Raw genomic sequence first — 10742 nt, forward strand, 5'->3', positions numbered from 1 at the left:
CCGCCCGTAAATCTCACACGCCCCCAGCTATTTCCCCTGCCCCGATTCAAGGCCGTCGAGCGTAAAATCGCATTCCTTCTCATTCTCTTCTAGCTCTAGGATTTTCGGCTCAATCTTCTTCCATTCTTCATAGCTTTTCGGGCGTATACGGCTGTACGTAAGCTCGTTCCCGTTGATGAGGAATCCTATCCGCGCTATCACCGGGAATTTTCCGTGCTTGAACGGCAGATTGTGCCAGAATGTTACCCTGTACCAGAAAGAGCCGAGAATGTCGCGGGGATTTCCATTCGTGTCAATGTCGGCGATATAGCCCCACGGAGCATTGTTGCGCCAGCCGAATTTGTTTGTCCGCGTGTCGTAGCCGTCCCGGACATCTAGCTGTAGCGGCGTATCCTTGTCCGGCTTCACCATGAAGACCGAGAACACAGAGTCGTCAGCAATCTCATCCGGGGAAATTATTTCTTTCTCCTCCGGCCTGAACGTGCCAAGATATATTATCCGTAAGCCGTCAGGACTCTTCATGTCAACAACATTCCCGGAAGAGTCGCGCTTAACGTCCCCGCTTATCTCCTCCGCAGAGCATGAAACACACAGTGCCGCAGCCAAAATCAGAGCGCACAGAATTTTCCGCGTCATCAAAATTATTCCTCCTGCTGAAATTATGAATGCTGATATTGTACCAAACACGCAGAAAAAACACGCCCCCGCCCGCATTCCTGCATACTTTACGTAAAAACCCGCGCTAGTATTGCTGATTTTATTTATCCGTAAAATTACGTATAGGCAATTTCAATCCCGTGTTGTAATATATGCACCGTCCTACGGGAAATACCTAGTAGGAAATCGTCAAAAGACGCACAGCTCAATAACCAGACGGCACAAAATGAGGTGAAACAATCCCCGTAAGGCCATTAAGGGAAAGAGTTATTGCGGGAAAAGCGCAGAAGGTCAGAAGTTGAATCAAGCCTCTGTGAACTGCAAAGAGGTAATGAAAGGAAACAAGGCAACTTTCTGAACCCCCCCGCAGATTCAGGGCTTAAAGGCTAAGACTGAGTGCGCGAGACGATACAGTGTATTGACAATTTCATAAGGGGGTTATTCGTAATGAAGAGAATAGCAGCAGTATTGGCTATTGCGGCAACAGCAGCGTTTGCGGCTCCGGCCATGTCAGCAACAAACCCGTTCATGGACGTTCCTATGAACCACTGGGCATATGACGCTATCGGAATCCTTGCGGGACATGGAATCCTTTCGGGTTATCCTGATGGTTTCTACAAGGGGCAGCAGCCTACAACACGTTACGAGCTTGCTTCATCGCTCGCGAGATCACTTTCAATCGTCGACATGACAAAGGCAAGCAAGCAGGATGTTGAGATGCTGAAGAGACTCGTTGTTGAGTTCAAAGATGAGCTTGAAGCACTCGGCGTAAGAGTTGATGAGCTTGACGAGAGAGTCGCGGTTCTTGAGAACAGGCTCGGCGGATGGCACATTCACGGCTCGTTGGTGCTTGATGCCAAGTACAGGAACGCTGAAAACTCACTCGGCGAAAAGGGAAAAGGCCAGGTCAATTTCGATAACGCAAGGCTCTACTTTGAGCGCACGTTCGGCGAGAATGATGAGTACTTCTTCCGCGCAAGACTGAGGAACGACGGCGATGCCAACGACGGCTTCACCAACAACAACGGCAACAGCGCGTATTTCGACAGGTACTATGTCTCAATGCCGTTCTTCATGGACTCAAGGCTCACAGTTGGACGTTTCCTCTTTGATGTTGATACGGCTTACAGGCCGAAAATCGCAGAGACAGGAAGCTGGACAGGCGGCGACTCAGTGCTTACGGACACGTCAGAGATCGGATTTGCTCTTGAGAAGAATTTCGGAATGGGCAACTTCCTTGCTTACGTGGCGCACTCCAACAGGATTCCGGCGAACTTCAAGGCATACAACAAGAACAGCGAGGCTCACGGAATCAACAGAAAAGCATGGACGATCTTCGCAATGGGCAATATCCAGTTCACAGAGAACGTAGGACTTGACATCGGCGGCCAGGCGTTTATCGGAGACAACTCGTCAACACCTCCTCAGAACACGACTCCGAGAGGCACAAGCACGGGCAACAGGTATCTCAACTATGAGGGCGATCATAACTTCAAGAATTTGTGGACGATCTTCGCCGGACTCCGCTTCAACTTCAACGACAATATAGCGGTCAAAGGCGCGTTCTATCATCAGAAGATCGACTCCGAGTACGTCAACGGTACGCCTGCATGGACTGATTACGGCTACGGCATTCTTGAGACTAACGGGTCAGGCAATTATGTTGATGACGCAAACCACTGGAGAGCGATCATCGATGTGAAGCAGGAAGCTCTGAAGTTCACCAGCTTATGGCTTGAGTACGGCCAGTACAAGGCGGGATTCTTCACGCCTCAGGGAATCAGCACAATATTCCCCAGCGAGAGCAGCGTCCTTCTTGACCATTTCGCAAGCGGCGCGTCAGTAATCAAGGACACAAACTACTGGAGAGTAGTGCTCGGCCAGGAGTGGAACGAGAAGTGGGCAACTCACATCTTCTACTATGGCTACAAGGTTTCGGATGCATACCAGAACGGCACAAACTGGGAAGATGCTAATCCGTTCGAGCTGGGCGTAGGTGTTCAGTACAAGCTCAACGATGCCACGACAATGGGTCTGAACTATGTACACGTAAAGAACGACCTTCCTGACTCAGTGCTTGGCAACGAGAAGAAGGAAAACGACAACGTAGTCAGATTCAGGACATCAATCAATTTCTAGTCTGACAGGCGCATTAACGAATATCTGAATTAACAGAAAGCGGGATTTCCGAGTGTGGGAGTCCCGCTTTTTTCGTATGCAAAGGAGGTGAAAGCAATGAAGGCAAAAATAACGGAGAAAGCAAAACTCACCGTAACGATTGACAAACAGATGAAGAAGGAATTTCAGCAGCTCTGCGATGATATAGGGCTGCCCGCGTCCGCCGTCGTAAGCGCGCTGATGAGTCAGGCCGTGAGAAAGCAGGAAGTCAAATTGTCATCGCTCGACCTTAACGGGTTCACGCCCAAAGAAGCCGCAGAACTCAAAAGACGCTGGGAGGATTTCAAAGCAATGCGCGACAGAATGTATGCGGAGGCGGTGAAGTAGAAATTATGCGCGGTGTATTCTGGTATCCAAACGCCTGGGAAGATTACGTTGATATTCAGTCAGAAAGACAGCTTCTCAGGAAAATTAACGCACTAATCAAAGATATTCAGCGCAACGGGTATAAATGCTCATTCGGAAAGCCTGAAATGCTGAGAAATGTTTTATCAGGGCTTGCAAGCGTGAGGATCGACAAGAAAAACAGACTCGTTTTCCGTGTTGACGATTTGCAGGTGAGTATTGTTGAATGCGGGAGTCATTACGGGGATCATTAGCGCAAAAATTATCCCCCCGGCGTAATGTCAGGGGGATTTTTCTGTGTCATGACTCTGGATTCGGGCGTGGCTTTCTTGGGCGGCGGTGCTTTGGCTTAGGTGCTGCCGCGGCGTTTTCGGGCTTGGGCTTGGGATTCGGCGGGGTCTGCTTCTTGGGAGCTGCTCCGGCTTTTGCTCTGGCGGAACGTTTTACCCCGCGGGATTTCAGGCGTTCGGCGCGGGCTTTTATTGCGGCTATGCGTTCGGCGGCATGGCGTTTTTTCTCGGCTAACTCTTTGTCCTCGCCCCATTCCTCGCCATTCAGCACAGCTTCTTTGAAGTCGGGAAAGTCCGTTATTGCCACTGGAATCAATCTGCCCCCCGGAAAACGTATATTCACCTGCTCATGTCCCACATCAAGACTCTCAAGAACATATATTCCCTGCTCCGTTTTTATTTTCGCACCGGGGCCGGGAAGCTTTGCCCACAGTTCAGAATATAATTCCTTCTCGTAGGACATGCAGCACATCAGACGGCCGCAAAGCCCGGAAATTTTCGTTGGGTTCAGCGCGGATCTCTGCTCCTTCACTATGCGTATGCTTATCGGCGAAAATCCCCTCAGCCAGCAACCGCAGCAGCATGGCCGCCCGCATGAGGCTATGCCCCGCACTATTCGCGCCTCGTCCCGGATCCCTACCTGCCGCATTTCTATCCGCGTCCGAAACTCATACGCCAATTCACGCACATATTCACGGAAATCTACGCGCTGTTCCGCCGTGAAATAGAAATATAATCTCCGGCGGTCAAGCATGTATTCCACATCAACAAGTTTCATGTTCAGCTTGTACTCCGCAAGAATATCACGCCCGACAAGTAACGCTTCTTCCTCCTCGTGCCGGCAGTCGTAATAGTTCTCTATGTCCTCGGAGTCTGCCTCGCGGACAAATTCAACATCCTGAAGCATTGCGTCTGAAGAGTCGTCAAATTTCGCCGTTGTCTTTCTGTACATTTCCTGCTGTGAAGGGGTGATTATTCCCCCCGGTAAACCTATTTCATAGCCGCGTGATGTACGTACAACCGCCCATTTTGGCCGCTCCAAGTCAAAGCCGGCTTCCTCATTTATGTCAGCAAATCCCAAAAATCTAGGCTTCCCGAATATCGTCAAGTATGTGCTCAATTTTTCCATTCTCCTCCATTAGTGCCAATATTATTATGTCGCACATTATCGGCGCGGATAAATTTTTCTGTGATGATATTATTCTCAGCTTCTCGCATTTTTCCGCAAGGTCAATATTTCCCGTGTCAAGTGCGTAATTGCTCCATGCTTCAAGCTGAGGCGTTATTGTGTCGTTGTCCGAGGTGCTTTTGCGGGCAGTCAACAGCCACTGCGCCCAGCCGTGTGCGTCAAGCGGTATTCTTTCGGGCGGGACTCGTACGTCATCTGTTATTGCGCTGAAACGTGAGCGGCTTTTGAGCGTAGGCAGAAATAATTTCCCGTCCTCCATCAGAAATAGTAAATACGCATGTCCGGGAGGCTCCTCGGCGAGTTTCAGCAGGGAATTTCCCGCAGGCTTTGTGAGTTTGTCCGCGCACTGAATCACAGCTAAACGCCGCGATGACTCTAACGGCTTCAGGGCTATACTGTCGATTAGCCAGCGGCAGGAATTATCGTATGACGGTTTCCCGTATTCACCTATCGGGGGGGCTTTGTCCGGCGTTCCTATGATGAGTAAATCGGGGTGCGAGGGGCGGTATGTTCCCAGTATCATGCGTGAGAGCGTCTCTATTATTTCGGGATGATATTTCGCGGGGGCTGAGACTGCGCGGCAGTGCGGGATGTTCCCGGCTTCTGTCTCAGAAAGAATTTCACGCCACGTTACATTAGCAGAGAGATCAAGCAACCTTTTATTTCCTCCATTAGCGCAAGTGCTTTCGTCCTGTCGCCCTCATACTTGAAGGCTTCCTCTAACTCGTCCATTGCCTGCCCTGCGCGTTCTATTGTTACGTACATTTTGCGGTCAGTCTTCCGCCATCTCATGTCGCGCTTTATCCTGAGACCTTTGGCCGCACGTTTCAGCAGTTCGTGCAAAACATTCCTGTATTCCTCGATTAGTCGTCCGCCGGGAAATACTGAGAGTTTATCGGACAATTCATAGAGACGGTCAAGCAATGCTTCAAGCTCAGATGACTCCATTGCCGCGTCAAACGAAAATGCTGACGGTGCTACAGAGTTTGCCGGGCCTGCATGGCTTCCGCTGTGGCCTCCGTATTCTATTCGCGGCTGTGATGAGGCTGCCGGGTCGCTTCCCCCGCGCTTTATCTGTATCGCCATATACGCGCCTCAATATTCGCTGTTATTGCCGTAAACACTTCTGACTCCGTAAGGCCGTCGCATTTTACGCGGATAAAATTCCTGTCGCAATCGGCTATATTCCTGTAGAAGTCCGAAACTGTACGCATTAACGGCAAGCCCTCAGCCTCGAAATTATCGCGCTTCTTCCCGCGGGACTTTATGCGCTCTATTGCTGTCTCCGGGGAAATGTCGAGGAAGATTTTTGCGTCAGGCTCAGGAAAATTGCAGGCTTGAATTATCCGCCTCACTTGGGAAGGGTTAAGCTCATGGCCGCCCGCCTGGTATGCCATTGTCGACTCGTTCCACCGTTCGCAGATTACATTGAAGCCCTGACGCAATGCAGGCAGAATTACGCGGTTCACATGCTCGCTTCTGTCAGCAAGAAAAAGCAGCAATTCCGACATCGCCGCGAATTTCCGCCCAAGTATCATTTCACGGAACGAATCGCCTTCAGACCATCCGCCCGGCTCATATGTGCGTATCGTTTTGCGCCCTGTGCGGAACTCTAGCCATTCCGCCAATTTTGCAGACTGCGTAGACTTCCCGCACCCGTCTATGCCTTCTAGGGTAATGAACAAGCTATTTGTCAACGTGTATCACCCTCCGCATTAGCCCGTCAACGTAGTAATCTGAGCTGTAAATCTTCAGTGTACCTTCACGGATTCGGCGTTCTTTCGTTTCGCTGAGGTATTCTTCTTCCTCCGGGAGTAAATCGGGGTCGCGGTCTTTCTTGGGACTTTTGTGCGCTCCTTTTTTGCGGGCATTCTGAATCTTGCTGATTAAATCTCCGGTTCTGTCGGCGTTAAGCTCTATGATTAACTGATTATTGCTGTCAGCCGCCCGAAACTCGGATAACATTCTCTCCAAGCTCGTTATTGTCCGCCATCCTCCCTCTATGCCTGCCTGCGTGAATGACTGCGTACCCCCTCCGCGCACTATCACTTCTACCACATCGGAAGCATCAGCAGGAATCGTCAGCTTGAATTTCCGCGTTACAGGGTCAGCCCTCCAAGGACGCAATTTCACTGACACTTCTATTTCTGCGCCGGGTTCGGCATCCTCTGAGACTGTTACCTCCTCAATCAATAACACTTTCGGGGACTGTGCCGCAGAGACCGTTACCGTAAATCCCACAGGCATTATGTCTTTGAACGGCTGAGTCATGTATGCGGTGATTATTGTCTTGAGCTGCTTGAATGCCTCATCGGTTATATTTTCGTCCGAGTAAAATATATCCTTACGCGCCCAGCCGTTTGGGACATTCCTGCCGTCAATCCTCAAGTTTACGCTCATTGTCCCCTGACCTTTTCGCGCCCATGATTCTTCGGCCAGACCTTTGCAGACACCTTCAATCAAATCTGCCGTCATAAACTCGTCTGTTACCGTCCTGAAGTGATAGATGTCTTTCGTACCAGCGTCAAGATCATGAAAAACGAACTCGCACGGGATTGATGGGGGATACATTCCGAATTTGCCGGCGATTCCTGTCTCGGTGTCGTGAGTTACAGTGCCGTTGATGCCGAGAGTGTGAGCCAGCTTGAACGGGAATGAAACGCTGTCAACTGTCTCATGGACATATGCCCCTGCGGAAGGGTACGAGGATTTTCCGCGCTTCATGAAGTCATGCCCGAACGCCAAAAATCTCCCGTGCCTGTCTACCGCCGTAACTGTCCCGAACGCTGAAAGCTCAACGTCCCCCCATACCAGCAAGGCCGCAACAGAGTCGCCCGGCCTTAGTGATGTACCGTCAGCAAGACTTCCGCCTGAAGGAGAGCTTATGCCCTGCGTGAACGTTATGCCTAATTTCCGCGACAATTGGGACATGGCCGGAGTGTTTATGCTTGTGCCTGAGACTGTTACAGCATTCAGAGCCGCCAATGACGGGGAAGGAGGGAGAGAATCATGTTCGGTTATCGCGCACATATACTCAATGGGAATCATCACCGCTAATGTGTGGTCAGCCCCCTGCCATCCGCTTCTGACCGCCCCCGCCAATTTCCCGCCTATATACACAGGAGACCCGCTCATGCCCTGCGCTAATTTCGTATGCCCCGTAAGTTTTATGAGTACGAGACTGCTATACTGCTTTGCGGGTTTCTGCGGGACTATGCTGACTATACGCACTGGAATCCGTGAAGGCTCCATGCCCTTTATCACCGTCAGCATATATCCTTTCATGCCCGGCTTTAGTTCGTCAACAGAAATTACAGGGTCAGACGGAACAAACGCCCCGTAAGCAGGAACATTCAGCGCAATAATTATCACCGTCAGCAAAAGAACTACGCGCCTAAACATTTCCCCGCGCCTTTTGCCGCAAATATTCCATGATAAAATCCCCTATATCGCCGTCAAGAACCGCCTGAACGTTTCCGCGCTCGTAATTTGTGCGGTGATCTTTCACCAGCGTGTAGGGGTGAAGAACGTAGCTGCGAATCTGACTGCCCCATGCCGACTCTTTCTTCTCGCCCACAACTGAAGACAATTCCGCCTGCCGCTCCTGCTCGGCCATGTCGTATAGCCGACTCTTGAGGACGTGAAGCGCGGTCTGCCTGTTCATGTGCTGGCTTCTCTCATTCTGACACGTAACAACAATTCCCGTCGGGATGTGAGTAATTCGGACGGCTGAGTCTGTTCTGTTGACGTACTGACCTCCCGCACCTGATGCCCGGAACGTGTCAACCTTCAAATCCTCCGGGCGAATCTCAATGTCAACATCATCGCTAAATTCCGGGGATACTAAAACGCTCGCGAAACTCGTGTGCCTCCTGTGTGCGCTGTCAAACGGCGAAATCCTCACAAGTCGGTGTACTCCCCTTTCAGCCTTCAGAAGGCCGTATGCGTAAGTCCCCTCAATCATGAGTGTTGCGTTCTTTATGCCCTCGTCATCATCTGCGGAAGCCTCTATCACTTTTGCCCGGAGATTCGTGCGCTCACAGTAACGCAGGTACATTCGCATGAGCATTGCCGCCCAGTCCTGAGAGTCAAGGCCGCCCGAACCTGAATGTATCATCAATATTGCGTTTGATGAGTCGTAGCGGTCATTCAGCAGGAGAAGCAGCCCGAACTGCTCAAGCTCCATGTGTAAATCCGCAGACCGCCGGAAAAATTCGCGCTCCAATTCCGAGTCGTCATTCTCCGTCAATATCTCTGCGATTGCTGACAGCTCGCCAAATTCTGACTGTATAGCCCTCACTGCGTCAAGCCGGGAAGAGACCTGCGATAATTCTTTGAGGACTTCCTCTCGGCCTTCACTGCTCCAAAAATCGGGGGCTGATGTCTTGTCCGTAAGCCTCCGGGACTGAGACTCTAATGCGCCTATGTCAAAGGCTGTCCTGCATATCGTGAAGCATTGTATGCAGTTCTTCCAGTTCTGTCTTAATGTTGGGATTCATGATTATGCCTTTCATTGTGATTTTGCGGATAATGATAGCACATGAAAAAAGCCCCCTCCATTTCGGAAGGAGCTTGTAATTTCTGACGCGCCGCTAATGTTTCTTACGGCTGATTAACGCGAGTCCCGCAAGAAGTATCACACCGCCGAATCCCGCGCTACATCCTCCGCTTGAAGAGGCCAGACCTATTACATTGTCGCCCTCTGAGCTATTCCTGCTTGTGGTGATTGCAGGAGAGTACACATAATTAGGCTCAAGATACGCCGCTACGTTTACGTGCCTGTTTGCCGGGACTGTATACACTTCATTCCCATCATCATCAAGGAACGCGTAATCACCCTCATAATTCGCTGAGGCATTCACGCTCCCCGCGCTGACCGATGTTAATGTCATGTCGAGGAATATTGTATCTCCCGGCGGGAGATTGTCGAGGCTGACACCGAAAACGTAAATCGCTGCCGTCTCAACCGTAATTTCAGGAAGCACAACCGCAACTTCACGCCCCTGCTCTGTAATCGCTGTGAGCTGGCTGGCAGGAAGGTCTGACACTGTGCGCGATGCCCCCGCCGATGACTCTGGCAATTCCGCAACAATTGAACCTGGCCTGCTGAAGATGTCCCGCAGTGATGAGGCTTTATCCTGAACGTTAATGCCGGGCTTTGTCGGCCTCGCTGAATTCGGTGTAACGTCCGGGCTTGTGGGTCTAACGTCCGGGCTAATGGGTCTAACGTCGGGGCTTGTGGGTCTGATGTCCGGGCTTGTAGGTCTGATGTCCGGGCTTGTAGGTCTGATGTCCGGGCTTGTAGGTCTAATGTCCGGGCTTGTAGGTCTGATGTCCGGGCTAATGGGTCTAATGTCCGGGCTAATGGGCCTAACGTCCGGGCTTGGCTCGGCAGGAAGTCCGCGCAGTATTTCTAGGTCATGCGAGGTAGCCGCCGCCGTTATCACAGGACGGTACACGCCATCCGCGAAATACGCCGCAACGCTGATATACTCATCACCGCTCACAGCTCCCGTCAAGTTTCCGCTGTCGTCAATGAATATCTGCCTGTCCAGATCCGCCGATGTTACGTAGTACCCTCTGTGATACATCGAATATACATCGCCGGAACGTTCCGCGCTCCAGAATATTGCCTGATTGCGGCCGGTTATGTTGTCAGCAGGAAGCCTGAACACGTAGAAGCCCGGCTCATAGATATACATCTCAGGAAGCACTACCGCCACAAGCTGGGGAACATCCGCGCTCAAAAGCTCGTCCTTCATGGCCTTCCACACTTCAGCGGCATCACGCGAGGCAATCACGCGCATATTCTCATCATTGAACATGTCGACACCGTAGGGAAGATTCAGGCCGTCAACAAAATCCCACACCGCCGAATATGCGTCCGCTGATGGGTCTTTGGGCATTGCGAAACGCGGATATACTGATAGGCCGTCATAGCCTACATCTTTCGGGGACTCGTCATATTCCGGCTCATCAGTTACTGTGCCTGCCTTGTCGGGCGACACTGTGCCGTATTCCGTCCAGCTTGAAGTGTTGCCGGGCTTCAGGGCTTCCATCAGCGCGTCAACGTCATCTGTCAG

General features: G+C 51.2%; 11 protein-coding genes. 3 read left to right on the forward strand and 8 right to left on the reverse strand.

All coding sequences use genetic code 11. The features are described from left to right. Positions 1 to 27 precede the first annotated feature (27 nt). Positions 28 to 636, reverse strand: coding sequence for a hypothetical protein (locus IKQ95_06175; protein ID MBR4196281.1), 609 nt, complete (start codon positions 634 to 636; stop codon positions 28 to 30). A 468-nt stretch (positions 637 to 1104) separates the two neighbouring features. Between IKQ95_06175 and IKQ95_06180 the strand changes: the two genes are divergently transcribed. The 3 genes from IKQ95_06180 (at position 1105) to IKQ95_06190 (ending at position 3434) form a co-directional block, all read left to right on the forward strand. After that, the gene (locus tag IKQ95_06180; protein MBR4196282.1) at positions 1105 to 2796 is read left to right on the forward strand and encodes an S-layer homology domain-containing protein; all 1692 of its coding nucleotides are present in this window, start codon (positions 1105 to 1107) and stop codon (positions 2794 to 2796) included. Positions 2797 to 2892: 96 nt separating this feature from the next. Further along, positions 2893 to 3162 (forward strand): hypothetical protein, encoded by a 270-nt coding sequence (locus tag IKQ95_06185; GenBank protein MBR4196283.1) that lies wholly within the window; start codon positions 2893 to 2895, stop codon positions 3160 to 3162. Positions 3163 to 3167: 5 nt separating this feature from the next. Then, the gene (locus tag IKQ95_06190; GenBank protein ID MBR4196284.1) at positions 3168 to 3434 is read left to right on the forward strand and encodes a Txe/YoeB family addiction module toxin; all 267 of its coding nucleotides are present in this window, start codon (positions 3168 to 3170) and stop codon (positions 3432 to 3434) included. Between the two features lie 46 nt (positions 3435 to 3480). Here IKQ95_06190 and IKQ95_06195 read toward each other — a convergent pair whose 3' ends face one another. From IKQ95_06195 to IKQ95_06225, 7 genes are all read right to left on the reverse strand, one after another. Further along, positions 3481 to 4599: a hypothetical protein gene (locus tag IKQ95_06195; GenBank protein MBR4196285.1), complete on the reverse strand. Its 1119-nt coding sequence runs from the start codon at positions 4597 to 4599 to the stop codon at positions 3481 to 3483. Next, positions 4556 to 5314 (reverse strand): hypothetical protein, encoded by a 759-nt coding sequence (locus IKQ95_06200; GenBank protein ID MBR4196286.1) that lies wholly within the window; start codon positions 5312 to 5314, stop codon positions 4556 to 4558. The genes IKQ95_06195 and IKQ95_06200 overlap by 44 nt, the downstream gene beginning before the upstream one ends. Further along, positions 5290 to 5745, reverse strand: coding sequence for a DUF327 family protein (locus tag IKQ95_06205; protein MBR4196287.1), 456 nt, complete (start codon positions 5743 to 5745; stop codon positions 5290 to 5292). The genes IKQ95_06200 and IKQ95_06205 overlap by 25 nt, the downstream gene beginning before the upstream one ends. Further along, on the reverse strand, positions 5730 to 6356 hold the full coding sequence (gene tmk / locus IKQ95_06210; GenBank protein MBR4196288.1) for a dTMP kinase: 627 nt from the start codon (positions 6354 to 6356) through the stop codon (positions 5730 to 5732). The genes IKQ95_06205 and tmk overlap by 16 nt, the downstream gene beginning before the upstream one ends. Beyond that, positions 6346 to 8061 (reverse strand): hypothetical protein, encoded by a 1716-nt coding sequence (locus tag IKQ95_06215; GenBank protein MBR4196289.1) that lies wholly within the window; start codon positions 8059 to 8061, stop codon positions 6346 to 6348. Before IKQ95_06215 ends, tmk begins: the two co-directional genes overlap by 11 nt. Next, complete coding sequence (prfB, locus tag IKQ95_06220; protein MBR4196290.1) at positions 8054 to 9085, reverse strand: peptide chain release factor 2; 1032 nt, start codon at positions 9083 to 9085, stop codon at positions 8054 to 8056. Before prfB ends, IKQ95_06215 begins: the two co-directional genes overlap by 8 nt. Before the next feature lie 166 nt (positions 9086 to 9251). After that, positions 9252 to 10742: SYNERG-CTERM sorting domain-containing protein (locus IKQ95_06225; protein MBR4196291.1), on the reverse strand; the 1491-nt coding region annotated here is incomplete at its 5' end.

This window comes from Synergistaceae bacterium (assembly GCA_017540085.1).
GTDB lineage: Bacteria > Synergistota > Synergistia > Synergistales > Aminobacteriaceae > JAFUXM01.

Bases quoted from the DNA above. Each gene is read 5' to 3' on its own strand.
- IKQ95_06175 (MBR4196281.1), bottom strand. From the start codon at position 636: ATGACGCGGAAAATTCTGTGCGCTCTGATTTTGGCTGCGGCACTGTGT.
- IKQ95_06180 (MBR4196282.1), top strand. From the start codon at position 1,105: ATGAAGAGAATAGCAGCAGTATTGGCTATTGCGGCAACAGCAGCGTTT.
- IKQ95_06185 (MBR4196283.1), top strand. From the start codon at position 2,893: ATGAAGGCAAAAATAACGGAGAAAGCAAAACTCACCGTAACGATTGAC.
- IKQ95_06190 (MBR4196284.1), top strand. From the start codon at position 3,168: ATGCGCGGTGTATTCTGGTATCCAAACGCCTGGGAAGATTACGTTGAT.
- IKQ95_06195 (MBR4196285.1), bottom strand. From the start codon at position 4,599: ATGGAAAAATTGAGCACATACTTGACGATATTCGGGAAGCCTAGATTT.
- IKQ95_06205 (MBR4196287.1), bottom strand. From the start codon at position 5,745: ATGGCGATACAGATAAAGCGCGGGGGAAGCGACCCGGCAGCCTCATCA.
- IKQ95_06215 (MBR4196289.1), bottom strand. From the start codon at position 8,061: ATGTTTAGGCGCGTAGTTCTTTTGCTGACGGTGATAATTATTGCGCTG.